Below are 25,951 nucleotides of genomic sequence, written 5' to 3'. Positions count from 1 at the left end.
TCCCGACCGCTGCTCAGCGCAACGTCAGCTCGACTACCTGATCCCAGCGCGCACCAAGCGGCGGAAGCCCGGTGATTTCGACGCCATCCCCCCGCCGCGCCACCGCGACCCGCGCTCCGCCATCGAGCAACCGCGCCGCTGCGACCTGCGCCTTCAACGGCAGCACGATCCGCCCGTCATGCGCGCGCAGCAGGTGAACGTACACCGTCTTGCCCTTCTGCGTGGTGACGCCCCAGTCACCCGGCGACACCGGCCCGCCGCGCGTGCCGTAGATGCTGGCGCCGTTCACCTTCAGCCAGTCGCCGATCGTATGGAACGTCGCCAGATTCTCCGGCTGGATTTCGCCATTGGGCATCGGCCCGGTGTTGAGCAGGAAATTGGCGTTGCGCCCCGCCGCCCCGACCAGCGTCTGCACCAGTGTCTTAGGCGACTTATACTGATCGTCGGTCAGGTTGAAGCCCCAGCTGCCGTTCATCGTCTCGGCGGTTTCCAGCGGCAGCGCACCGATCGTCGCGGTGCCGCTGAAGCCGGTCTTGTTCTCGCCGGGCAGGTCGCGCTCGAACGTCTGATAATCCTCGCCCGCGAACGGCGCGTGATGGTGGTTGTTGACGATCAGCGCGCCGGGCTGAAGCTGGTGGATCAGTCTGTAGGTCCGCTCCAGCCGCCAGCGATCGCGCAGCGGCGTCTTCTCCTGATCCCACCAGCCGTCGAACCAAATCCCGCCGATCGGCCCATATTGCGTCAGCAGTTCGCGCAGCTGCGCATCCTGATAATCGAGATACTTGTCCCAGTCGCCCGAATCCGGCCGCCCCGCCGAATGACCGGTGCGCCCGCGCGGGAAGTAATCGGGATGGTGCCAGTCGAGCTGCGAATAATAGAAGAACAGCTTCACGCCCTGTCGCCGGCACGCGGCCGCCAGTTCGCCGATCGGATCGCGCCGGAACGGCGTCGCTTTCACGACATTGTACGGCGACACCTTGCTGTCGAACATCGCGAAGCCGTCGTGATGCTTGCTGGTGATGACGATATAGCGTGCGCCGGCCTCCTCGAATGACCGCACCCAGGCGTCGGCATCGAACTTCTGCGGGTAGAAGAACTTCGCCAGCCGCTCGTACTTGGCGGCCGGGATCTTGTTGTCCTGCATGATCCATTCGGCACCGCCCGACGATCCGGTCCCGCCCAGTTCGCTGTACAGGCCCCAATGGAGGAAGATGCCGAACTTGGCGTCCTGAAACCATTGCCGTGCGGCAAGATTGGCCGGGGCCGGGGTGTAGGTGTCGGTCGATTGCGCCATTGCGGGCGGCACCGCGAGCGCCGCCACTCCGGCCAACGTGAGCGCCTGCCACCAACGACGTCGTGCGCACTTCATCCCACTCTCCCGCCTTGTCTTTCCAACAGGATGACGCGGAAGCGCACCCCTGTCACCCTCCCCGTCAGCCCGCGAAATACTCCCGCAGCCGTGCCGCCTCCTCGGGCGTGATCGCCATCACCGTGCCATGCTTGGGCGCGGTGAAGTTCGTCGTCTTCATCTTCGAGCCCGGATCGTTGAAGCGCCCGATGTTGCGGAAGGTCTTGAAATCGGTCGTCTCGGCAAACCCCATATTGTTCGGCTTGGCGCCGAACACGTCGTACATCAGCACATAGGTGTTCGTCCCGTAGCGCTTCCATAGGTTCGGCGCCTCGGCCGCGACCGTTTCGGGATCGATCTTCTGCGCGTCGTAGACGTATCCACCGTCGACCCGGCGCGACACCGCCTGTCGGATGCTGCCCGGCTTTTCATGCGCGACATAGAACATGTGATAGCGATCGCCGATCCTGGTGATGTCGGCGTCGATCGTGTTCACCGCCGGGCGCGGATAGTGCAGGATTTGCTTCGGCTCGGTCGTCAGGGTCGTGAAGGCGGGGTTGGCGAGCGACTGCACCATGAAGTTCGGTCCGTTACCGATCCGCGTCGTGAAATAGACCATCATCCGCTGACGCGCCGGGTTCCAGATCGTCTCCGGTGCCCAGGCATTGCCCGCCTGCACAAAGGCCGGGAACAGCGCGCTGACGTTGACCTTCGCCAGCGTCCAGTGCAGCAGGTCGTGGCTCTTCATCAGGATCAGGTTGCGGTTGTTGCCCCAGCCATAATCCTTCTCCGGCCGCTCCCAGTCAGTCGCACGCAGCCCCTCGCGCTTGGCGAAGATGTGCAGGTCGGTCATCGACATATAGAAGTCGCCATCCGGCCCGCGCATGATGTGCGGATCGCGGATACCCTTTTGATCGGCGACCGCGCGCCCCGACAGCACCGGCGCGCCGTCATTGACGTCGGTGAAGGTGTAGCCGTCCGCCGAGGTCGCGAAATGCAGCGAATGCGTCTCGTCCTTGAAATAGGCGAGCAGATAGGCCGAGCGCGCCGTCGCGCGGACCTTGGGCGCGGGATAGCGAGCGAGCGCGGGCACCACCGCCAATTGCTGCGCCGACGCGGCCGGTGCGCTCTGTTGCGGCATCGAGCGAGCGGACGACGCCACCGTGCCGAGCATCAACGTCATCGTCGTCGCTGCAATGAACGCCTTCATACCGCCTCCCGTCGACCACGCGAACCTCGCGCTCGTCCCGCGAGTTAAATAGTCCGACAAGATGTTGCAACGATTACAAATCGTTGCCCCCCTCACACTCGGCTGAATGTCGTCGCCCATAGCTGGCCTTTCCGCATCCCAAGAATTGCGGCATTCTCAGATCCTATCGGTTTAGTGTGAATTGCTGGCAGCCACGACATTCCGGCCGGCTACCAATCGATTCCGGTGCGACCGGTGGTGCGCGCCGGCGCTTTCGGCACGAAGGGGGAAACAGTGAAACGATCCATGACGGCACTCGCCGCGATCATGATACTGACCGCGCAGGCACAAGCGCAGGTTCAACAACCATTTCAGGGCAAGGTCGGTCGCACGCTCGCTGAATCGACCGAGGCGTGGCCGACCCCCGTCCGCGCCCCGGCGGGCGCGCCGAACATCGTCTGGATCCTGCTCGACGATGTCGGCTACGGCGCGGCCAGCGCGTTCGGCGGCGGGATCAGCACCCCGCGCCTGGAGGAACTGGCGCAACAAGGGCTGCGCTACACCAATTTCCACACCACCGCGATCTGCGCCCCCACCCGCGCCGCACTCCTTACCGGGCGCAACAGCGCGTCGGTGCACGTGGCCGGCTTCTCGCACCATTCGCTCGCCGCCGGCTTTCCGGGTTGGGACGGCTATCTTCCGTCGTCGGCGGGCACGGTCGCCGAGGTGCTGCGCGACAACGGTTACAGCACCTTCGCGGTCGGCAAGTACGGCGTGACCCCGGACGAGGACGCCACCGACGCCGGCCCGTTCGATCGCTGGCCGACCGGAAAGGGCTTCGACCATTTCTTCGGCTTCCTCGGCTCGCAGACCGATCAATACAAGCCGGATCTGGTGGAGGATCAGGCACATGTCCCGCCCGATGGCCGCCACCTGAGCGAGCAGATCACCGACAAGGCGATCGGCTTCATCGACCGTCAGCAAAGGGCCGCGCCCCGGCGCGGTGTTCTTGGCGCGGCACCGCCGGCGGCGCCCAAGCCGTTCTTCCTCTATTACGCGCCCGGCGCGACGCACGCGCCGCATCAGGTCGCGACCGAATGGAGCGATCGTTACCGCGGCAAGTTCGACGCCGGCTGGGACGTGTATCGCAAGCAGGTCTTCGCGCAGCAGCAGAAGCTCGGCGTCATCCCGCGCAACGCCGTCCTGCCGGAGCGCGACCCGGGCGTGAAGCCGTGGGCGAAGCTCAGCCCCGACGAGCGCAAGATCTATGCGCGCTTCATGGAGGTATACGCCGGCTACCTCACCTACACCGATGCGCAGATCGGACGGCTGCTCGATCACCTGAAGCAGATTGGCCAATACGACAACACGCTCTTCGTGGTCGTGATCGGCGACAACGGCGCGAGCAAGGAGGGTACACTCAACGGCAACATCGACCGCGCGATGACCGCCACTTCGGTTCCGGCGCAGGAGAACATCGCGTATAACGTTGCGCATATCGATCGGATCGGAAAGCCGGAGGGGATCGAGGCCAATTATCCGCTCGGCTGGGCGCAGGCGACCAACACGCCGTTCCGGTGCTGGAAGCAGGATGCCAATTGCGAGGGCGGCACGCGCAATCCGTTGATCCTCACCTATCCGAAGGCGATTTCGGCGCGGGGCATCCGCCCGCAATACGGGCATGTCATCGACATCCTGCCGACGACGCTCGAACTCGCCAGGATCGCGCCGCCGACCACGATCCGCGGCATCGCGCAGCAACCGGTTGAGGGTATTTCGCTCGCCTACACGATCGACGATGCCGCCGCCCCGTCGCGGCATCATACCCAATATTATTACATCTTCGGCGCGCGCGCGATCTATCACGATGGCTGGAAGGCGTCGTTGGCGGCGCACAATCCGCTGATCAACGATGCCGATATCGGCCTGCCTGCGGGCGCGCCGTCGTGGCGGCTGTACAACCTCGACGACGATCCGACCGAGCGCCGCGATCTGGCCGCGCAGAACCCCGCGAAGCTCGCCGAGCTACAGGCGCTGTTCGATCAGGAAGCGCAGGCGCACAATCTCTATCCGCTCATCACCTGGGACGACGTGCGCACCCGCATCCGCCAGGCGGCGAAACCGGGCGGAGCGAACTGATCGTCCACCGTCGGCCGGGCGACGATGCCGCCCGGCCTCTTCCCGTCAGCGAAGGATCATATGCGATGATCGACCAACTATCCGTCGCGTCCGACCGCCCGGTGCCGGCGGCACGCGAGGCAGTGTTACGCGCGGTAGAGGAAGCGATCGCGGGGCTGGACTATGGCTCGATCGTCCTCACCGTCCACGGCGCGCGCGTCGTCCAGCTCGACGTGACCCGGCGGCAACGCTTCTCCGACTGAACTTTGGGCCCTGATACCAAAGCTATGGTGACGCGATCTCCTATTAGATCGATAGATATTCACCAGGCGGTCTGGCCCTCCGCTTTCCGGTTCGCCGGATCACACCGGGCCCGCGGCTTTTGATCGGGATGCAGCTTGCTCCGCGTCACCAACGGCTAAAGCGCACGATGCCGAGGCGACCACGCCAGGCTTCGTGTCTTCCCCTGACGTGAAGGGGAATGTGATGCGTTTGATCTGCTAAAATGATCGAGCCGGGCGGCGCGCCCTTAAGAGGCGCAGCGCAGGCTCCACCCACGTCCAACGAAAATCATCGACCGGTTCGTGCCGTCAGGGGGACGGCCGCCGGATCGTGACGGGAGTTCCACATCTTGTTGCCATCGACCACCTTGGCGGGCGGCGTGTCGCGCTGCGCCTGGCGTCTTCTGCTGACCGGGCTGTTGTCTGCCACCTCGACCACTGCGCTCGCCGCCGAAACCCGTCTCCCGGACATCGCCGCCACCGCCGCGCCGAGCGATCCCGCCGCGACGCCCGCGGACGCCAACCCCTCCGATGCGGCGACGGCCGACGCCGCCGGTGACGAAGTGCTCGTCACCGCCCGCCGCCGTCAGGAGCGCGCGCAGGACGTGCCGATCGCGCTCAGCGTCGTCGGGACGGAAACGCTGGAACGCACCGGCAATTTCACGCTCGGGCAGGTGCAGCAACTCGTGCCCAGCCTTCAGGTCTTCAGCTTCAACCCGCGCAACACCAACATCAACATCCGCGGGCTCGGCTCCAATGTCGCCCTGACCAACGACGGGCTGGAGAATGGCGTCGGCATCTACATCGACAACGTCTTTTACGGTCGCGTCGGCCAGTCGCAGTTCGACCTCGTCGATCTCGACCGCATCGAGGTGCTACGCGGGCCGCAAGGCACGCTATTCGGCAAGAACACCACGGCGGGGGCAATCAACATCTCGTCGCGCGCGCCGAGTTTCACGACCGAGTTCGCGGGCGAAGCGACGCTGGGCGATTACGGCTATCATCAGGTGCGCGGCTCCGTGTCGGGGCCGATCGTGGCCGACACGATCGCCTATCGGCTCAGCATCGCCGACACGCACCGCGACGGTTTCCTCACCAACGTCACCACCCGCCAGCGCGCGCAGGATTACGACAATTTCTCGGCGCGCGCGCAGCTGCTGGTAACGCCGACGCCGGCATTGGCGATCAAGCTGATCGGCGACTATTCGCAGCAGAAGCAGCATTTCGTGCTCGGCATCTTCGCCAACTATTTCGGCACCTACGACAACGGTGCCGCGATCCCGAACAACTTCCGCGACCGCGCGGCGCGGGCGGGCTACACGCCGCTGCCCGTCGATCCGTTCGCGCGACGCGGCGAGGCCAACAGCCATTATCAGTCGAACATGAAGAGCTATGGCGCATCGGCGCAGCTCGACTGGGATCTGGGGCAAGCGGCGCTCACCTCGATCACCGCCTATCGCTGGTGGGACTGGGATCCGGCCAACGACGGCGACAATACCGCCCTGCCGATCGTCACCAAGGCGCAGCAGGCGAACCGCCAGCGCCAGTTCAGCCAGGAGCTGCGGCTCGCCTCGACCGGCACCAACACCATCGATTACGTCATCGGCGCCTATTACTTCTGGCAGATCGTCCGAGGCTATGGCGCGACCGCCTATGGCGCCAGTGCCGCGAGCTGGAACCTGCCTGCGGTCTCCGCGACGATCGGCAACGCCGCGCTTTCCGGCTTCGAAGCACGGTCGACGTCGACACCGGAAACCAAGAGCCTCGCCGCCTTCGGGCAAGCGACATGGAACGCGACCGACGCGCTGCACCTCACCGTCGGGCTACGCTATACCGGCGAAGCGAAGAACGGCCGCTTCAACCAGTTCCACTTTGCCGGCGCGGACCTGTCCGGGCTTCCGGACAAGGCGCGCGCTGCCGCGCTCGCGATCCGCTCCCAGTTCAATCCCGTCATGGATTTCACGACGCGGCTCAACGCCGGCAGCCTCTCGGGGCTGGCGACGCTCTCCTACCGGGTCGCCCCCGACGCCCTGCTTTATGCTTCCTATTCGCGCGGCAGCAAATCGGGTGGGCTCAACCTGACCGCGCTGCCCGCCGGTATCGACCCCAACGTCCGGCCCGAGGGCGTCAACGCCTATGAGGTCGGGCTGAAGTCGCAATGGCTCGACCGCACCGTGACGCTCAACCTCGCCGGCTTCTGGACCGACGTTTCGGACTATCAGACCGGCATCACCGAATTGCTCGCCAACACCGTCACCTATCGCCAGTATATCGCGAACATTCCCGCGGTGCGCTCGCGCGGGGTCGAGGGCGATCTCGTCTGGACGCCGACCCGGCACGCATCGCTCAACGCGTCGTTCAGCTATACCGACGCCACCTACCGCGACTATCGCAACGCCCCGCAGGCGCCCGAGCGGCTGAACCTCGGCGGCATCCAGAACCTGTCCGGGGAACCGCTCGCGGGCGTGCCCAGGTTCACTTACACGCTGGGCGCGGACGCCGCGCAGCCGCTCGGCGGCGCGCTCGAACTGTATGGCCACAGCGATTATTCGCATCGCTCGTCGTTCAACACCACCGCCGGCAACTCGCGCTACGGCGTCATCGACGCGTACGGCGTGCTCAACCTGCGGATCGGCCTGCGCAGCGAAGACGCGCGCTGGGACCTGTCCGCCTGGGTCAGGAATGCGGGCGATACCGAATATTTCCAGACGCTGTCGCCGACCAATTTCGGGTTGGTGACCGGCATCGTCGGCGACCCGCGCACCTGGGGCGTCACCCTTCGCACGAAGCTGTGAGGATCCAGCGACATGGCCACACTCCACGCATCCCTGTTCGCCCCGGCAACACGCGGCGGCACGCGGCTCACTCCGTTACGGCTGGCGGCCTTCTCGTCGCTGGCGCTGCCGATCTACGCCGCGCAGAGCCCGGTGGCGGTCTATCTGCCCGCGATCTACGCCGAGCATTACGGACTGCCGCTCGCGACGATCGGACTGATCTTCCTTCTGGAGCGGATCTGGGGCGCGCTGGCGGATCCGCTGATCGGCGTGCTCGGCGATTACGGCAACAGCCGGCTCGGGCGGCGGCGGACGTGGATCATCGCCGGTGCGATCGTCTATGCCGCCGCGGCCTTGATCCTGTTCTTCCCGCCTGAGGGCTTCGGCGCGCCGCTGCTCGCGGGGGCGCTGTTCCTCTTCTATCTCGGCTGGTCGATGATCCAGATCCCGTATCTGGCGTGGTCGGGTGAATTGTCGAACGATTACGACGAACGCACCCGCATCGCGAGCTATTCGACGGTCGCCGGGTCGATCGCGCTGCTGCTGGTGCTGATCCTGCCGACCATCATCGATCAGATCAGGCCCGACGACGCCTCGTTGAAGCTGGCGTCGTTCGGCCTGGTGGTGATCGGCGGCCTTGCTGTGACGCTGCCGCTGACGCTCGGTGCGGTGGAGGACGACAGCCGGCCGCCGGTCGCGCAGGCGCGGATGCCGTTGGCGCGCGCCGTGCGACTGATCGCGGGCGAGCGGCTGCTCTTGCGCGTGATCGTCTCGGACTTTGCGGTCACGACCGGACAGTTGATCCGCTCGGCGCTGATCGTCTTCTTCGTCAGCGCCTATATGCGCCGGCCGGAATGGGCGAGCGGGCTGTTCCTGTTCCAGTTCGTCTTCGGCGTTGCCGCCGGGCCGATCTGGATGCGGATCGCGACGCGGCTCGGCAAGCACCGCACGGCGATCCTCGGCGAGCTGGTGCAGGTCGCGATCAACCTCGCGCTGCTGCTCGTCACCCCGGCCCGCTTCCCGCTGCTGCTCGCGCTGACGCTGGCACAGGGGCTTGCGCAGGGCTCGGGCAATCTGATGCTCCGCGCGATGGTCGCCGATGTCGCCGACAAGCATCGGCTGGAGACCGGTGCCGACCGCACAACGCTGTTCTATTCGGTGTTCAGCCTGACCAGCAAGGCCGGGATGGCCGCCGCGGTCGGGATCGCACTGCCGCTGGTGGCGTGGCTCGGCTTCACGCCGGGCGCGTCGAACACACCGCAGGCGCTGGACGGGCTACTGCTGGTCTTCGCGCTCGGCCCGGCGATCGCGCACCTGATGTCCGCCGCCTGCCTCTACCGCTTTCCGCTCGATCAGGCCGAACATGCGCGCATCCGCCGCGCGCTCGCCGGCTGACCGCATCACCCCGCATCGACCACGAAGAAGGAGAAGTGCCATGACGTCTCTCGTCCACCGGTTCGTGAATGCCGCCGAAGCGGAAAGCCCGCTCGACATCCACCCCGTCGCTGGCCGCATCGGCGCCGAGATCCGCGGCGTGAAGCTGGGCGGCGACCTCGACCCGCTGACCGTTGCCGCGATCCAGGCCGCGCTGGTCCGCCACAAGGTGATCTTCTTCCGCGAACAGCATCTCACCGACGAAGCGCACGAGGCGTTCGCCGCGTTGCTCGGCGATCCGATCGCGCACCCGACGGTCCCGGTCGCCGAGGGCTCGCGCTACCTGCTCGAACTCGAATCGAAGGAAGGATACGCCGCGTCGAGCTGGCATACCGACGTCACCTTCGTTCCCGCTTATCCCAAGGCATCGATCCTGCGCGCCTTGGTAATCCCGGACGCAGGCGGCGACACGCTCTGGGCGAACGGCGAAACCGCCTATGAGGAACTGCCCGACTCGCTGCGCACGCTCGTCGACGGGCTGACCGCGATCCACAGCAACGATTACGATTATGCCGAGGTGCTCGCCGGCGCGTCGAAGGCGCTGGAAGAGCATCGCAAGGTCTTCACCTCGACGATCTACGAAACCGAACATCCGGTCGTGCGCGTCCATCCCGAAAGCGGCGCGCGCTCGCTGCTGCTCGGTCATTTCGTCAAGCGCTTCGCCGGGCTCAACACCGCGGATTCGCAGCGGCTTTTCGCGATCCTGCAGGATCATATCACCAAGCCGGAGAATGTCGTGCGCTGGCGGTGGCAGGTCGGCGACGTGGCGATCTGGGACAATCGCTCGACGCAGCATCGCGCCGTTGCGGACTTCGGGCTGCAGCGCCGCCACCTGCGTCGCGCCACCGTCGCGGGTGACGTGCCGCGCGGCATCGACGGACGCACCAGCCGCGCCATCAAGCCCGAACCGGCCGCACCCGCCGCGGCGGCCTGAGATGGTCGGCCCGCCCGTTCGCGGGCGGGCCGTTCCAGCGATTGCCACTGGTGCCTGTAAATTAACGCTTTTCCTGCATGTGCCCGATCATCCGCCAATCAGGCGACGAGCGATCAACAGGAAATTGGAAGCGTCAGATGCCGGGTGTGGCAGCACGAATTCGCGATCTCAGCCTCTCTGCGAAGGTGACATGGCTCATCGCGTTGTCGCTGTGCCTCTTGTCGCTGGTCACGGCGGCGGTCACCGCCACGGTGCTGGCGATCAATGCCGAACGGAGCGCGACCGAGCGACAGGAGGCGAACATGCGCGTCGCGTGGAGCGTGCTCCAGCGCCACGGCCGCGCCGCCGCCGTGCAGGGCGATCTGCTCTCGATCGATGGCCACGTCCTCAACGGCGATCACGACGCGGTCGACCGCGTCAAGGAACTGGTCGGCGGCACCGCGACGATCTTCCGTGGCGACACGCGGATCGCGACCAACGTCAAGAACAAGGACGGCAGCCGCGCCACCGGGACGAAGCTGACCAGCGACGCGGTGCGCGACACCGTGCTGCGCGACGGCCGCAACTATCGCGGGCGCGCCGACATCCTCGGCACCAACTATTTCACCGCTTACGACCCGATCAAGGATGCGAACGGCGCGGTCGTCGGGATCCTCTACGTCGGCATCCCGGCCGCCGACTTCCTCGCCAGCGTCCACGAGGTTCAGCGCAGCATCGCGATCGTCGCGGTGCTGGTGACGCTGTGCGCCGCGCTGGTCTGCCTCGCGGTGACGCGGAAGATGTTTCGCCCGCTCGGCGAGATGCGCAGCGCAATGACCGAACTGGCGGGTGGCCGCCGCGACGTCGCGGTGCCGGGAACGGACCGAAGCGACGAAATCGGCGCGATGGCCAAGGCGCTGGTCGTCTTCCGCGACGCGGGCGAGGCGAAGGCGCGCGCCGACGCCGAGCAGCGGCAGGTTGTCGACACGCTCGCGCAGCAGCTCGCCGCGCTCGCCGAAGGTCGCCTGACGCAGCGGCTCGGGCAGACCCTGCCCGCCAGTTATGCGACGCTGGCAAGAGACTTCGACCGCGCGCTGGCCTCGATCCACGATGCGTTGCTGGGGATCAGCAGCGGCAGCGAGACGGTTTATCGCTTCACCGCCGAGCTGACGCAGGCGTCCGACGATCTGTCGTGCCGTACCGAGCAACAGGCGGCGAGCCTCGAGGAAACCGCCGCGGCGATGAGCGCGATCGCCGACACCGTGAACAACGCCGCGACCGGCGCCGCCAGCGCGCAGGCGGCGATGCACCGCGTCCATGGCGAGGCGCGTGACGGCGCACAGGTCGTGCGCGAGGCGGTCGCCGCGATGGGGCGGCTGGAGCAGGCGTCGAACGAGATTTCGGAGATCATCGCGGTGATCGACGGCATCGCCTTCCAGACCAATCTTCTGGCGCTCAACGCGGGCGTCGAGGCGGCGCGCGCCGGTGACGCCGGCAAGGGCTTCGCGGTGGTCGCCAGCGAGGTGCGCGCGCTCGCCGGACGCTGCTCCGACGCCGCGACCGACGTGCGCCAGCGGATCGTGCTGAGCAGCCAGCAGGTCGAGGACGGCGTGCGGCTCGTCAACGACACCGGCAGCGCGCTCGACCGGATCACGACGCAGATCGGCACAATCACCGCGCAGGTCTCCGAGATCGCGACCAATGCCTCCGCCCAGGCCGAGGGCTTGCGTCAGATCGACATCGCGCTGGCGCAGATCGACGGCACCACGCAGCAGAATGCCGCGATGGTCGAGGAAGTCACTGCGGTCACCCGCAAGCTGGAGGCGCAGGCCGGCGCGCTCGGCAGCCAGATCGCGCGCTTCGACGTTGCGCAGGCCCCCGCCCCGTTCGCGCGCGCGGCGTGAACGCAGCCCTCAATAGGCGTTGAACGTGAAGGGGATACGCAGCGTCGTCCGCACATCGGCGGCATCGTCGGTCGCGCCGACCTCGACGTTCCAGTTCAGCGTCGTGGTCGGCGAGGTGCGATAGCTGACCCCGAACAGCAGGCGTCCGATCTGGAGGTCGCGGCTTTCCGCAGTCATCGCGTCGCCCAGCTCCTGTGTCGTCTGGTTGAGCGCGCGGACGCGGGTCTTGGTGCCCAGCGCCCAGGTCTGCGCATAGCCGAAGCTGATCGACGTGCGCGGATTGAGCGCGATCGCGATCCCGGCGCTCGCCGAGGGCTGGCTGCCCGGTGCGACGCGCTCGATGAACGTCGCGCCGATCTGGCGATTGATGTCGCGTGCGAAATTGTAGGTGTAACCCAGGGTCGCGAACAACACCGCCGGATCGCTGGGCAGGATCGCGGTCACGTTCGGTGTCACCGCCCAGAATCCTGCCCCGGTCGCGCCCTTCAGCGCATTGCCGAGCGCGTCGCGGGGCACCCGGAACGGGTCGGTGCCGGTGGGGGCCACCGCCTGCACGCCCGCAATCAGATACGGCGCGCCGTTGTTGCCGTCGGTGAACTGATACCGCAGCCCGAAGTCGATATCGCCGATGTTCGCACCGCTGACCGGCCGGTCGAGCTGCCCCGCATTCGGCTCGGTCGGGTTGGCGACCGGCGCGAGCACCGATTTGTCGGAGCGATAGACGAACGGCAGCCGCCCGTTGATCTCGAGCCGGCTGGTCAGCCCCAGCCGCCCGACCGTTCCGACCGTCAATACGTCCTGTCGGCTCTGGTTGATATCGAAGACGCCGATCAGCACCGCCTCCGGGATCTGCACGCCGCGGAACACGACCTGGTTGCGATCGGCGCGCGCATATTCGAAATTGACCTCGACGGTCGCGCGTCCCGCCTTGGTGATGATCCCGCCCTGCTCCGACAGCACCGCGACCTGAACCTGCCGCTGGTCGGAGGGTGCTTCGCCGACGGTCTGCACCTGCGTCGCGGCGGAGGGTGGTGCGGGCGGCGGCGACGCCGGGAGCGGCACGCCGCCTGGCGGCAAGGCGGCCTGCGCGACCTGCGCCCCCGCCTCGCCGCGCCCGGACAGCCGCGCCTCCAGCCGGTCGATCCGCGCGCGCTGCTCGTCGAGCGCGCGCTGCTGGCGGTCCAGCTCCTGTCGCTCCACCGCCAGTGTCCGGCGCAGCTCGTCGCGATCATCCGCCGCCGCCGGCATCGCCGCGGTCGCCGGGGAGATGGGCTGCTGTGCCGCCGCCGGCGCGGCGATCAGGCCAAGGGAGAGAAACGCGCTGGAGGCCGCCGGTCGCATCGATGATGATCCCCTTTCCCAAGTCATTCAGCGTGGACCGGCCGCCTCGGTCGCGATCCGGTTGACCAGCAGCATCCCGTTCATCAGCCCGGCGGGCAGCCCGACCAGATTGACGTTGACGGTGCTGACGGTGTCGATGACGCGATCGTTGGCGGTGTTCGAGATCACCGCGCCGGTCGCCTGCCCGACCAGATGGCGGATCTCGGTGGTCGGCGTCAGCAACTGCACCTGGCTGCCGCGTTCGTCGCTGGTCAGCCGGATACTCCCCGAACTCGCCTCGACCGCCGGGCCGTTCGCGACCACCGGCACCGGCGTCTGTCCCGATGCGTCGAGCCAGCCGGTCGTCGGCCCGGAGACGATGTTGACGCTGGCGGGTGCGCCAGCGACCGGGGCGGTGACGGTGGTGCCGGTCGGCGTCCGCGATACCGTGACGGTCGGCCAGCTGGGGTCGCCGGTCTCGACGGTGACGGTGCCGGGCACCTCGCTGGGGCTGGTCCGGCCATCGGTGAAGACGCGCACGCCCTGCGCCTCGCTGGAGAAGATCGTGTGCAGCGCCAGCACGCCGTCGATGCGCGTCTGGATGTCGATGCCGATCGCGACGTTCAGCCCGTTGGGCAGCATCAGGCCGCCCCGCATCTTCGCCAGTTCGCTGTCCGGCACCGGCCTCGGCGCTTCGGGGGCGGCGGCCAGTCCGGCGGCGATCAGCAACGCGATCGACATGTCAGAATTCTCCCAGACGCGGGCGGGTGAGCGCGAGCTGCGCGCTTTCCAGCGGATCGGCGGACAGGAACGGGCGACCATGCGGCGCGCGCGCCAGGTCGACGGGCATGTTGAAATGCGCCTGGCCGACCGCGTCGCGCCCGCTGATGACGAAGAACACCCCGTTCCATTGCTTGGCGAACCGCCCGATCGTCTCGCGCCGCAGCCCCAGCGACGGGTCGCCGAGCAGCAGCGTCTGATCGTCGATCCCCTTCACCACGACGAAGTGGCGGTAACCGTCGAAGTCGATCAGCGCGATGCCCGGCACGCGCGCCTGCGCGATCTGCGCGACGCTGACCTTGAATCCGTCGGCGGCGATGCCGCGCGCCGCCAGATAACGTTTCATGTCGAGCAGCGAGAAGCCGAGCCGCCGGATCTGCGCCTGATCGCCGTCGCGGAACATGCCGAGGAACACGCTCTGCTCGTTCTGCGGATCGTCGTAATGGAAGCGCAGCAGCGTCGCGAGCGCCGCCGATCCGCAGCTGAAATCATATTGCTGCCGCACCACCGTCTCGAACCGCCGCCCGATCAGGCTGGTGACGGGAACCGCGAAGTTGAGCGTCGACGAGAAGTTGGTGACATTCCCGCCCTCGGGCAGCGGCATCGCGGTACAGCCGGCGGTCGCCAGCAGCGCCGCCGGCAGCCACCGGACGAGGCGGAAGCGGTCGCGCATCGTTACTGGTTGATCGCGACGTTCACGTTCAGCGACGAATTGATGGAAACGTTGTTTCCGGTGTTCGCGCTGAGCAACGACAGGCCGTTGAGGTTCTGGAACGAATTGGGGTCGAAGCTGATCGTCCCGGTTTCCGAATGCCCGTTGACGCTGTTGCCGCTGACCGTGCTGGTGTTCTGCGCGCGGATCACCTGCGACAGATCCGCCTGGCCGGTGACCGCGCCGAGCTGCGCATTGGCGACCGGAGCCGCCGCACCGAACGGATTGGTCTGCACCGGCGGCGCGGGCGGCGTGCCTTGCGCCACTGCTGCGACCGGCAGCGCGGCGGCGAGCAACGCCGGGGCGATGAGGAGGATACGCATGTCCCGATCTCCCGATCGAACGAAGAAACGGAGGAGGGGCGGCACCGCCACCCCTCCCCACCCCCTGGGTCTTATTGACCGCCGCCGAGGTTGATCGTGCCGGCGGCGACGCTGACGTTCACCGCCGAATTCTGCGATGCGCCCGCGCCGGTGTTCATGTTGAGCGATTGCAGCCCGGCAAGGTTCTGGAACGCGCCGTCGCCGGTGGTCAGGCTGTTGTTGACCGAGTTGGTCGCGCCGCCCGGGGTTTGGCTGTAATCGACCCGCACGCCCGTGACGTAGCTGGCGAGCGTCGCGGAGGAGACCACCGCGCTGGCCCCGAAGACGTTCGAGGTCGAGGCCGCCCCGGTTCCCGCCGATGCCATGCCGGTGCTGCGCATCGAGCTGTCGGAATAGCTGGCATCGCCATTGGTCGCGACCGAACCGCGGCCCGCGTTGCTGGCGGTGTTGCGACGATCCGAATTGTCGTTGATCGACATATCGCGGCTGTCGGTGGCGTCGCCATTGTTCGCCGCCACCTGCGCGCCGCTGGCGGAGCTGGTCTGCGAACGGTTCGAGCGGTCCGAATTGTCGTTGATCGACATGTTGCGGCTGTCGGTCGCCGAGCCACTGCCATTCGACGCGACCTGCGCGCCCGAGGCCGAGGTGGTCGTCGTGTTCGTGTTGGTGGTCGTGGTCCTCGACTGGTCGCGGCTGTCGCTGGCGTTGCCGCCGCTGCTGGCGGCGACCTGCGCACCGCTCGCCGAATTGTCGGTGTTGGTGGTCGTCATCCGCGAATTGTTCGACATGTCGCGGCTGTCGGTCGCCGAACCGCTGCCGTTCGAGGCGACCTGCGCACCCGAGGCCGACGTCGTGGTGGTGGAGCGGTTCGAATTGTCGGTGTTCGTCGTCGAGCGGTCGGCACGATCGTTATAGATGGACGACCGGTCCGAATTGTCGGTGTTGGTGATCGACTGGTTGCGGCTGTCGGTGGCGGTGCTGCCGTTGTTGGCGGCGACCTCTGCGCCCGATGCGCTGCTGTTGTCGGTGCTCATCCGCGAATTGTTCGTATTGTCGGTGGTCGACCGGTTCGAATTGTCGGTCCACGTCGACGTCGAGGTCGCGGTGTTGTTGCTGTCGTGGGTCGAGTTGTTGGTGCGCGAGTTGTTCGAATTGTCGGTCCACGAACGATCCGACGAATCGGTCTGCGTGTTCGTCGCCGTGTTGTTGCTGTCGTTGGTCGAATTGTTCGTGCGCGAGTTGTTCGCGTTGTTCGTCCACGAACGATCCGACGAATCGGTCTGGGTGGTCGTCGAGGTCGCGGTGTTGTTGCTGTCGTTCGTCGAATTGTTGGTGCGCGAGTTGTTCGCGTTGTCGGTCATCGAGTTGTTCGAATTGTCCGTCCATGAACGATCCGACGAATCGGTCTGCGTGTTCGTCGCCGTGTTGTTGCTGTCGTTGGTCGACCGGTCGGTGTTGGTGGTGGTGTAGGTGCTGCCGGGTTCCGTGGTCTGGGCACAGACGGGCGAGGTCCAGGCGAGGACCGGGATCGAGGCGGCGATCAGAAGACGCGATTTCATGGTCAGGCATCCCTTGTTGGCCGGTTCAGCCGGCGATTTCTCCAGCCCGGCAATCCTGCGGACCGAGCCGAATCGGGGGATACCGTTAATCTTTCATTCACCATTCCCCCCCTTCGCAGGCGACCGCCCCTCCCGTTGCGCGGCGCGCACCACCCTCAAATGAGGGGGTAAAAATTGCTGCTATTTGCCTTGTTTCAAAATGGGATAGACAGGATCGAATGACGTGGCGGCCGGTTGGCGTACAATAAAGGTAACCCGACACAGGGAATCGGGTACCGACGGTGGAGAGGTAGTGCATTGCTGGCAGAGCAGGATCTGCGCATGCTCTTTCGTGGAGCCGCTGCGCGCGGCGATCTATTGGCGTCGCGCAACGGGGAGAGCGTGCGGCATTCGACACAGGGGCGGTTACCGGAGCGCGCGGCGCGGCTCAGCTTGCATGACGTCGATGAAGGTGTGGCGGTCTTCGACGATGTCGCCCTCGTCACCGGCCATTTCGCGCGCACGCTCGGTGCCGATGCCTGGGCGCTGACCAGCACCCACGAACAGGGCGCGTCGCACTGCCTCGCCGCCGAGGGCGTCGATCCGGCGACCTGTGCGGCACTGGTCAGGATCGCCGACCGGATCGACTCGGGCTACGGCCACCATGCCGCACCGATCTGGTGCGATCGGGTGGCGGGCGAGCAGGTCGGCTCCGCCCTGGTGATCCCGGTCCAGCGAACGTCTGGCCAGCCGGGCGCATTCGTCAACCTGCTCTTCGAACAGCCCGACGAGGAGGCGCGGCGCGAGATCGAGAACCGCTGCCTGCGCGAATGGCCCAGCGTCGCAGCCTATTTCCGCTTGTGGGAGGCGTCGCGGGCGGCGCAGCAGCGCGCGCTGGGCGTCGAAACCGGCCTCAACCTCGTCGCGATCGGCATCGTCCTGCTGTCGGGTGACGGGCATATCGTCTTCGCCAACGACACCGCCCGGCAACTCATGGAGCGGCACGACGGCATTCGCGAGCATCGCGGACAGGTGCAGGCCACCGACCGCAGCGATGCCGCCGCGCTATCGACCGCGATCGGCTATGTGCTGTCGCAGAGCGGCGCGCACGAGACGACCGAGCGGATGCCGTTGCTGATGCTTCACCGCGATGCCGGGCCGCCGCTGGTCACGTCCTTCGCCGCGACGCCGCACACCGCCACATCGGACGACGACGGCGCGTTGTTGTTCTTCGTCGATCCTGGCCTCGACATCCATCAGCTCGCCGAGCCCGTATGCAAGCTGTTCCGGCTGTCGCGCGTCGAAACCGAACTCACCTGCCTGCTGGCGTCGGGGCAGACGCTGGCCGCCGCCGCCCAGGCGCTGCACGTCAAGCTGGGCACCGCGCGCGGTTATCTGAAGCAGGTGTTCGTCAAGACCGGCAGCAACCGCCAGGTCGATCTGGTCCGCCTGATCTTCAGCAATCTGATTCGCGCCTCGGCACCCGATCAGCTGCAACGGCGCTGATGTAAGGAATCATTGCGGTGCATCCGCTGCGCGATCGGTGCCGTATTCTGGACCGCAATCATCGCGGAGCCGAATTTTTTGGAGAGATCATCGCCTTCGCCCATCGCGCGTGCGCCGGCGCTTGCGTCCGGTGACATCGTCGCCCGATATTTCGCGAAGCGGCCGCCATCGACCGGGCACGGAACGTTGCTGTTGCCCGGCGCGCCGCGGCTCTACGCGCTGCTCGGCGGCACCTCTGACGCGCGGCTGACGACCCGGCGGCGAACCTCGGGCGCCTTGCCGCGGATCGGGTTCATCGGTCCGACGATGAAGATCGCGCATCTGGAGCATGGCGACGCGATCCTGTTCGGCGTGCGGCTGCGCGCGACGGCATGGACGACGTTGTTCGGCGGCGATCTTTCGCGCTTCGCCGACCGCGTCGTGCCGCTGTCGGCGATCGCCCCGTCCGCTCCGCCGCTCGTCTGCGACCCCGACGCCGACCCGACCGCCGCGTTCGCACCGTGGCTGGCCGCCCGGCTCGCCGCCGCCTCCGATCGCGACCGCCGCGCGCAGCGGCTGATCGAGCTGGTCGACGCCGACCCGCGCACCACCGTCGCGGCGGTCGCCGCCGCGTTGCGGATCACGCCGCAACAGCTGTCGGTCGCGTGCCTGCACGGCTTCGGCCTGCCCCCCAAGCGCCTGCTGATGCTCCGCCGCTTCATGCGCGTGCTCCGCCGCCTGCTGCCCGATCCGACCGCCACCGGACGGGTGCTATGGGAGGCGGGCTATGTCGATCACTCGCATTTCGCCAAGGATTGCCGACGCTTTCTGGACATGAGCCTGCACGGCTTCCGCCAGCGCATCGGCGACGTCCATGATCTGGCATAGCGTCGGACCGGCAGCACCGTCGAAACCTCGGCGCGATACCACGTCCGCCCCGCCGCCCGCGCCGCGCGCCGTTGCGCCAGATCACGGAAGCAGGGCTGGCACACACCGGGGTTGTCCGCCACAAGATGCTTCTCTTTTCAGGAAGGTAGCCCGTGGTTCGACAAATCCCGGTCGCGTTGGCGACAATGTTGATGCTGGCCGGATGCGGGAGGGCGCAGGACACCGCTCAACCCGCCCCCACCGCCATGTCGAGCGCCGAGCCGGTCAATTACGGCGCGGCCACTCCCGCGAAGACCAGGCCGTTCAAGGCCACGCCGGTCGCGACCTTCGATTCACCCTGGGCGCTCGCCTTCCTTCCGGACCGGCGGATGCTCGTGACCGAAAAGCCCGGCCACCTGTGGCTGGTCACCGCGACCGGGGAGAAACAGCGGGTCGGCGGCGTCCCGACCGTCCATTTCGAGGGACAGGGCGGATTGCTGTTCGTCGCGGTCTCGCCAAGCTACGCGCAGAACGGCCAGGTCTATCTCACCTATTCCGAACCCGGTGAGGGCGGCGACGGCCTCGCACTGGCGCGCGCGACGCTCGATGACAGCGGCGCGCAGCCAGCACTCAGGAACCTAGCGGTCGTCTGGCGTCAGCTCCCGCGCGGCAAGGGCGGGCAGTTCGGCGGCTATATCGCCTTCTCGCCGGACGGTCGTTACCTGTTCCTGACCTCGGGCGAGCGGCAGCGGTTCACCCCCGCGCAGGATCCCGATCAGGCGCTCGGCAAGATCCTGCGGCTGACGCTCGACGGCAAGCCAGCGCCGGGCAATCCGGGCGCGGGCAAGACCGGCGGCACGACGATCGGCATCATCGATCCGCCCGAAAACACGGGGGCGGCCGCCAAGGCGCCGGTGCGGACGGCGTCGATGCCCGCGCCGAACCTCACCCCCGCCGAGACGTGGAGCACCGGGCACCGCAATCCCTATGGCCTCGCCTTCGATGCGAAGGGTCGCTTGTGGGAAACCGAGATGGGGCCGCAGGGCGGCGACGAACTGAACCTGATCGAAGCCGGTCGCAACTATGGCTGGCCGCTGGTGTCGTACGGCAAGAATTATGACGATACGCCGATTCCGTCGCACAAGGGCAACAGCCGCTTCCAGCAGCCGGCGCTTTATTGGGACCCGATCATCGCACCCGCTGGGCTGACCTTCTACGAGGGCGGCATGTTCCCGCAATGGCGCGGTTCGGCGTTCATCGGCGGGCTCGCCTCGACCGCGCTGATCCGCATCGCCTTCGACGACGCCGTCCCGCGCGAGGCGGAGCGCTGGGACATGGGCGCGCGCATCCGCGCGGTCGTGGCCGGGCCGGACGGCGCGCTGTGGCTGCTCGAGGATGGCGACGGCGGGCGGTTGCTGCGATTGACCGCGGATCGCGCTGGCTGACCCCCCCCCGGCGCGCCGGCCACATTCTGGCGAACGGTCGGCGCGCCGCATCATGGCGACCTTTTCATTAACCTCTATCAGCTAGCGAGCCCGAGCCTAATCGTTTGAATTACTCGGGGTTTTTAAGTGACATCGTTGTTTATTGCTGCTGCCCTGGCGTCGACGTCGCTGTCGAGCGCCACCGTTACCGATGCGCCCGTCGACACCCAAGCTGCCAAGCCCAATGCCGATGACACCGTCACCACTGGCGTCGCCAAGGGGCGCGACCGGCTGGACAGCGCCACCTCGACCAGCAACCTGAAGGAAGCCGATCTCGCCAAGCTCGCGCCGCGCTCGATCGGCGACCTGCTGCGCGACATTCCCGGCATCCGTTCCGAGGCCGCGACCGGCGAGGCACTCGCCAGCGTCTCGATCCGCGGGCTGCCGCTCGCCTCGTCGGGGATCAAGTTCGTCCAGTTGCAGGAAGACGGCCTGCCGGTGCTCGAATTCGGCGACATTCAGGGCCTCGGCCCCGACAGCCTGATCCGCGCCGACCTCAACCTGTCGCAGGTCGAGGTGATCCGCGGCGGCTCGGCGTCGACCTTCGCGTCCAACTCGCCGGGCGGGCTCATCAACTTCATCTCGAAGACGGGCGAGGCCGAGGGCGGCGCGATCGCGCTGACCGGCGGCCTCGACTACGACCAGTATCGCGCTGACTTCGACATGGGCGGCAAGCTCGGCGAAACCGCCCGCTACCACATTGGCGGCTTCTTCCGGCAGGGCGAGGGCCCGCGCCGTACCGGTTACGACGCGCAGCGCGGCGGGCAGGTCAAGCTCAACGTCACCAAGACCTTCACCGGCGGCTATGTCCGCCTGTACGGCAAGTATCTCGACGATCGCTCGCCCTTCTACGACACCGTCCCGGTGCAGGCGACCGGCGACAATGCGTCGCCCAAGGTCCGCGAGATCGCCAATTTCGACGCCAACCGCGATATGCTGCTGTCGCGCCATATCCGCAGCAATCTCGTGCTCGACGGCAACAACAATCCGGTCGTCCACGATCTCGCCGAGGGCGTCACCACCAAGGTGAAGTCGGTCGGCGTCGAGAGCCAGATCGATCTGGCGGGCTGGACCGTCACCGAGCGGTTCCGCTTCTCCGACGTGTCGGGCGCGTTCGTCACGCCGTTCACCTCGGCCTATCTGCCCGCGACGCAGGGCGCGGCGCTGCTCGGCGGCGCGGGTGCGCGGCTGTCCTATGCCAATGGGCCGCTCGCCGGTCAGGCGATCGCCGATCCGGCCAGCCTCAACGGCAACGGCCTGCTCGCCGCGCTCAACATCCTCGACCTGCGCATCAAGTCGATGGACAATGTCACCAACGACGTCCGCGCCAGCCGCGTCTGGTCGGTCGGCGACGGCGATCTGACCACCACCGCCGGCTTCTATGCCGCACGCCAGTCGATCGCGCGCGACGCGCTCTGGTCGACGCTGATCTCCGACGTGCGCGGCGACGGACGCGCCGCGCTGGTCGATGTGACCACGGCGGGGGGCCGTGCGCTGACGCAGAACGGCGTCTATGCCTACAACCTCGCGCTGGCCGGCGGCACGCGGCGGCGCAGCGTCGACCTCGACTATGCGGTCAACGCGCCCTTCGCCTCGGCCAATTACCACATCGGCCGCGTCGCGATCGGTGCGAGCATCCGCTACGACTTCGGCACCGCGCGCGGGCAGGTCTTCGGCTCCGATCTGGGTGGCGGGCGCGTCGGCACCGTGACGCGCGACATCGATGGCGACGGCGTGATCTCCTCGCCGGAGACGCGCGTCGGCGTCACCCCGCTGACCACCCCCGCTCCACTCGACTACAGCTACCATTACCTGTCGTATTCGAGCGGCATCAACTTCCGCATCGCCGAGCCGCTGGCGGTGTTCGCGCGCTACAGCCGCGGCGCACGCGCCAACGCCGATCGCATCCTGTTCAGCCCGATCGTCAACACCACCGACGGCAGCCTGACCAATAAGAGCGCGGCCTTCGATCCGGTCAAACAGGCCGAGGTCGGCATCAAATACCGCCGGGCCGGGCTGACGCTCAACCTGACCGGTTTCTGGGCGAAGGCGCAGGACACCAATGTCGACGTCGTCACCAGCCAGATCATCCAGCGCGACTATCGCGCCACCGGTCTGGAGTTCGAGGGCGGCGTGCGCCGCGGCGCATTCGCGCTCACCGCGGGCGCGACCTATACCGATGCCGAGATCACCCGCGACGCGGTCAACCCGGCGGTGGTCGGCAACACGCCGCGCCATCAGGCGAAGCTGATCTTCCAGGCGACGCCGCAGGTCGTCACCGATCGCTTCAGCATCGGCGCGGTGTTCATCGGCACCACCGGCAGCTATTCGCAGGATACCAACATCCTGAAGACGCCGGGCTTCGTCACCACCAATGCCTTTGCGCAGGTGCGGGTCGCCGATCGGCTGATGCTGGGCGTCAACGCGAACAACCTGTTCGACACGCTGGCGATCACCACCTTCGACGAAGCGGCGATCCCGGCCTCGGGAATCCTGCGTGCGCGCCCGCTCAACGGCCGCACGGTGTCCGCGACCGTCCGCTTCGACTTCTGAGCCGCACCGCCGCGGCCGTCCCCGGACGGTCGCGGCCCGCGCCCCTTTGCCGCCGCAGCGTAAGACTTAGGTCGAATCCGCTCATGGTTCAGAGGCGTGGCTATCATCTGCTTAACCACTTCGGCCGCTGAACGACCCTCGCGCCCACAACGGGCATGTGAGGATTTCGATGACGCGACGCGGGACGGGGTGGTGGATGACGATCGTGGTGGCGCTGGCCGTCACGCCCGCCGCCGCCACCACGCCTGCCGGCACCGCGATCACCAACACCGCCCGCCTGACCTACACCGCCGGCACCACCTCCCCCGCCTCGCTCGACAGCAACACCGTCACGATCGCGGTCGACGCACTGGTCGAGGCCGCCATCGCCGCCGATCGTCCGACCGCGCCGATCACGAACACGGCGCCGCTGCCGCTTGCCTTCACCGTCACCAACCCCGGTAACGCCGCCACCGTCTATCGCCTCGCCGCACTCGCCGACCGCGACGGCATCACCGTCGCGACGATCGCCGCCGACACCGACGGCGACGGCCGCTACGATCCCGCGATCGACCGCATCGTCACCAGCGTCACGCTGGCGGCGGGTGCGCAGCAGCGCATCTTCGTGCTCGCCAGCGGCACGCTGACCGCCGGTGCGACGATCACCGCCACCGCCACCGCCGAGCCCGCCGCCGCCGCCACCGTGGGCGCGACCGGCGGCCGCGCGAGCGCCGCGGTTCGGCTGACCGACGGCACCGCCCCCGCCGCGCAGCTCGACAAGGCGCAGTCGGTCGCCGCCCCGGGCGGCGGCACGCGCGCGATCCCCGGCGCGGTCGTCACCTACACGGTCACCGCCCGGTTCGCGCGCGACTGCGCCGCGGTCGAACTGAGCGATGCCGTGCCGGAGGGAACGCGCTTCGTTCCCGGCAGCATCATGCTCGACGACCAGCCGCTCGCCGATGCCGGCCGCTTCGACGGCAGCACCGTCCGCGTCGCGCTCGGCGACATGCCCGCCGGCGCGGTCCGCCGGGTCCGCTTCAACGCCATCATCCTGTGAGGAACATCGTCATGCTCATCCGCTCGCTCTTTCTTCTGGGTGTCGTGCTCGCCACCTCGCCCGCGATGGCCGCCGGCCCGCTGCAGGTCACGTCGCAGGTGATGGTCGAGGCGAAGCAGCGCGCCGCCGACGGCACCACGAAGATCGCTTTGGTCCCCGCGCACCGCGTCGTCCCCGGCGACCGCGTCGTCTTCACGCTCGCCTATCGTAACACCGGCGCGCAGCCGCTGGCCGATCTCGTCTTCGACAATCCGGTTCCGAAGGGCGTCGCCTATCGCGCGCCGGTGCCGAACAGCCCGGCACCCGAACTGTCGGTCGACGGCCACCGCTACGGCACGCTCGCGCAGCTCGGCGCGGTCGAGCCGGACGCCGTCACGCACGTCCGCTGGCGCCTCGCGCGCCCGCTCGCGCCCGGCGCGTCGGGCACGTTCGCCTTCCAGGCGGTGCTCAAGTGATCCCCCTCCCCCTTATCGTTGAAGGAAAGACCGTTCCATGTTCGTGAAGAGAAGCATCGCGCTGCTGCTCGCCGGGGTCGCCGCCGCCGCGCTCGGCGGCGGCGCGGCGCAGGCGCAGACGCCCGCCGCGCAGCTCACCACCGCCGGCACGCGCATCGACAACACCGCGTCGGTGACCTATTCGGTCAACGGCACCAGCCAGTCGATCCAGTCGACCACCGCGTCGTTCGTCGTCGACAAGAAGGTCAACTTCACCGTCGTCACCGCGCAGACCGGGCCGACCGTCGTCAACCTCGGCGACCAGAACGTCGTCACCACCTTCCAGGTCACCAACCTGACCAACGACGTGCAGGATTTCCTGCTCGACCCCGATCAGCAGAACATCTCGCTGGGGCTGTTCCCCGGCAGCGACAATTTCGACGTCACGTCACTGCGCGCCTATGTCGATTCGAACGGCAACGGCCGCTACGACGCGGGCGTCGATACGCAGACCTATATCGACGAACTCGCCCCCGATGCCTCGGCGACCGTGTTCATCGTCGGCAACGTCCCCAACCAGGCCGGGGCCAGATATGCCTATAACTCGCTCCACGTCATCGCCGCCGCCGGCGGTCAGGCGAATGCGCAGGGCGCGGTGCTGATCGGCACCGATCTCAACCTCGCCGGTGCCGACAATATCGTCGACATCGTCTTCGCCGACGACGACAGCGATGGCGCGTTGCTCGGCGATATCGCGCGCAACGGCCAGGGCCGCGCCTATTCGGGCTGGCACGTCGCGGTGAACAACGTCGCGCTCAGCGTCACCAAGTCGGCGCGCGTGCTGGCGGACGGGCTCGGCTCCGCCAATCCCAAGGCGATCCCGGGCGCGACGGTCGAATATTGCCTGCTGGTCCGCAATGCGACGCTGACCACCGGCGCGACCGGCGTCACGCTCGCCGACGTCATTCCCGGCCATACCACCTATGTGCCCGGCTCGATCTCGATCGGCACGCCCGGCGCGCTGGGTGTGTGCAACATCAACGGCTCGGTCGAAGACGACGACGACAACGACAGCGCCGAAACCGACGGCTACACCGCCGCCTTCGACGGCATCGCCAAGAAGGTGACCGTCAACCTCGCCAGCGTCAGCGGCGGCGGCTCGGTCGCGGCGTCGTTCAAGGTGACGATCGACTAAAGCGCCTGCCCCGTCGTCCCGGGCTCGATCAGGACCTTTGCGACACTCCACCCGTCATGCCGGACTGGTTCCGGCATCCACCGTTCCGCAAACGCGCGAGGCCGTTGATGTCGCGGAACCGTGGACCCCGGAACCCGTCCGGGGTGACGTAAGGTTCGGGGCAACGTCCCGACGTTCGCAGAGGCCCGCCAGAATCCGGGGCGACGATCACAGCCACCCACCAACCACCCCGGCGCACCCCCACGCGCCGGGCAGGGACCCTT

Annotated in this window: 22 protein-coding genes; 15 read left to right on the top strand and 7 right to left on the bottom strand. The window is 67.5% G+C overall.

Translation table 11 applies throughout. The features are described from left to right. Positions 1–13: 13 nt before the first annotated feature. Positions 14–1,369, bottom strand: a complete 1,356-nt coding sequence (locus tag PGN12_07685) for an alpha-L-fucosidase (GenBank protein ID MEH3103774.1) — start codon at positions 1,367–1,369, stop codon at positions 14–16. Positions 1,370–1,433: 64 nt separating this feature from the next. Then, entirely contained in the window at positions 1,434–2,558 is a 1,125-nt protein-coding gene (locus PGN12_07680) for a glycoside hydrolase family 43 protein (GenBank protein MEH3103773.1), read from the bottom strand. A gap of 285 nt (positions 2,559–2,843) precedes the next feature. Between PGN12_07680 and PGN12_07675 the strand changes: the two genes are divergently transcribed. The 6 genes from PGN12_07675 (at position 2,844) to PGN12_07650 (ending at position 11,961) form a co-directional block, all read left to right on the top strand. Then, positions 2,844–4,676, top strand: coding sequence for an arylsulfatase (locus tag PGN12_07675; protein MEH3103772.1), 1,833 nt, complete (start codon positions 2,844–2,846; stop codon positions 4,674–4,676). Between the two features lie 65 nt (positions 4,677–4,741). After that, positions 4,742–4,918: a YezD family protein gene (locus PGN12_07670; protein ID MEH3103771.1), complete on the top strand. Its 177-nt coding sequence runs from the start codon at positions 4,742–4,744 to the stop codon at positions 4,916–4,918. Between the two features lie 398 nt (positions 4,919–5,316). Continuing rightward, the gene (locus PGN12_07665; protein ID MEH3103770.1) at positions 5,317–7,731 is read left to right on the top strand and encodes a TonB-dependent receptor; all 2,415 of its coding nucleotides are present in this window, start codon (positions 5,317–5,319) and stop codon (positions 7,729–7,731) included. 12 nt (positions 7,732–7,743) lie between these two features. Then, positions 7,744–9,105, top strand: coding sequence for an MFS transporter (locus PGN12_07660; protein MEH3103769.1), 1,362 nt, complete (start codon positions 7,744–7,746; stop codon positions 9,103–9,105). 40 nt (positions 9,106–9,145) lie between these two features. After that, positions 9,146–10,078 (top strand): TauD/TfdA family dioxygenase, encoded by a 933-nt coding sequence (locus tag PGN12_07655; GenBank protein MEH3103768.1) that lies wholly within the window; start codon positions 9,146–9,148, stop codon positions 10,076–10,078. Between the two features lie 137 nt (positions 10,079–10,215). Then, on the top strand, positions 10,216–11,961 hold the full coding sequence (locus PGN12_07650) for a methyl-accepting chemotaxis protein (GenBank protein MEH3103767.1): 1,746 nt from the start codon (positions 10,216–10,218) through the stop codon (positions 11,959–11,961). A gap of 9 nt (positions 11,962–11,970) precedes the next feature. Here the strand turns inward: PGN12_07650 and PGN12_07645 are convergent, their stop codons facing one another. The 5 genes from PGN12_07645 to PGN12_07625 form a co-directional block, all read right to left on the bottom strand. Then, a complete protein-coding gene (locus tag PGN12_07645; protein MEH3103766.1) occupies positions 11,971–13,302 on the bottom strand; it encodes a hypothetical protein in 1,332 nt (443 codons plus the stop codon). Positions 13,303–13,329: 27 nt separating this feature from the next. Continuing rightward, complete coding sequence (locus PGN12_07640) at positions 13,330–14,022, bottom strand: hypothetical protein (protein MEH3103765.1); 693 nt, start codon at positions 14,020–14,022, stop codon at positions 13,330–13,332. Between the two features lies 1 nt (position 14,023). Then, positions 14,024–14,734 (bottom strand): C39 family peptidase, encoded by a 711-nt coding sequence (locus PGN12_07635; protein MEH3103764.1) that lies wholly within the window; start codon positions 14,732–14,734, stop codon positions 14,024–14,026. 2 nt (positions 14,735–14,736) lie between these two features. Further along, complete coding sequence (locus PGN12_07630; GenBank protein MEH3103763.1) at positions 14,737–15,096, bottom strand: hypothetical protein; 360 nt, start codon at positions 15,094–15,096, stop codon at positions 14,737–14,739. Positions 15,097–15,167: 71 nt separating this feature from the next. Then, positions 15,168–15,680, bottom strand: a complete 513-nt coding sequence (locus tag PGN12_07625) for a hypothetical protein (GenBank protein ID MEH3103762.1) — start codon at positions 15,678–15,680, stop codon at positions 15,168–15,170. Here PGN12_07625 and PGN12_07620 point away from each other — a divergent pair. From PGN12_07620 to PGN12_07580, 9 genes are all read left to right on the top strand, one after another. After that, positions 15,670–16,011 (top strand): hypothetical protein, encoded by a 342-nt coding sequence (locus PGN12_07620; protein ID MEH3103761.1) that lies wholly within the window; start codon positions 15,670–15,672, stop codon positions 16,009–16,011. The genes PGN12_07625 and PGN12_07620 overlap by 11 nt on opposite strands. After that, a complete protein-coding gene (locus PGN12_07615) occupies positions 16,012–16,566 on the top strand; it encodes a hypothetical protein (protein MEH3103760.1) in 555 nt (184 codons plus the stop codon). A gap of 410 nt (positions 16,567–16,976) precedes the next feature. Then, positions 16,977–18,140, top strand: a complete 1,164-nt coding sequence (locus PGN12_07610) for a hypothetical protein (GenBank protein ID MEH3103759.1) — start codon at positions 16,977–16,979, stop codon at positions 18,138–18,140. 192 nt (positions 18,141–18,332) lie between these two features. Beyond that, on the top strand, positions 18,333–19,007 hold the full coding sequence (locus PGN12_07605) for a helix-turn-helix domain-containing protein (GenBank protein ID MEH3103758.1): 675 nt from the start codon (positions 18,333–18,335) through the stop codon (positions 19,005–19,007). Between the two features lie 152 nt (positions 19,008–19,159). Beyond that, on the top strand, positions 19,160–20,431 hold the full coding sequence (locus tag PGN12_07600; protein MEH3103757.1) for a PQQ-dependent sugar dehydrogenase: 1,272 nt from the start codon (positions 19,160–19,162) through the stop codon (positions 20,429–20,431). Between the two features lie 126 nt (positions 20,432–20,557). Further along, positions 20,558–23,023 (top strand): TonB-dependent receptor, encoded by a 2,466-nt coding sequence (locus PGN12_07595; protein MEH3103756.1) that lies wholly within the window; start codon positions 20,558–20,560, stop codon positions 23,021–23,023. Positions 23,024–23,219: 196 nt separating this feature from the next. Next, positions 23,220–24,059 carry a hypothetical protein gene (locus PGN12_07590; protein ID MEH3103755.1) on the top strand — a complete coding sequence of 280 codons (840 nt, stop codon included), beginning with the start codon at positions 23,220–23,222 and terminating at the stop codon, positions 24,057–24,059. An 11-nt stretch (positions 24,060–24,070) separates the two neighbouring features. Continuing rightward, positions 24,071–24,514 (top strand): hypothetical protein, encoded by a 444-nt coding sequence (locus PGN12_07585; GenBank protein MEH3103754.1) that lies wholly within the window; start codon positions 24,071–24,073, stop codon positions 24,512–24,514. A 37-nt stretch (positions 24,515–24,551) separates the two neighbouring features. Then, entirely contained in the window at positions 24,552–25,688 is a 1,137-nt protein-coding gene (locus PGN12_07580; GenBank protein ID MEH3103753.1) for a hypothetical protein, read from the top strand. Positions 25,689–25,951 lie beyond the last annotated feature (263 nt).

The organism is Sphingomonas phyllosphaerae (genome assembly GCA_036946405.1).
GTDB classification, from domain to species: Bacteria; Pseudomonadota; Alphaproteobacteria; order Sphingomonadales; family Sphingomonadaceae; genus Sphingomonas; species Sphingomonas phyllosphaerae_D.
The sequence above is the reverse complement of the archived record's forward strand: the minus strand, read 5'-3'. Positions and strand labels throughout refer to the sequence as shown.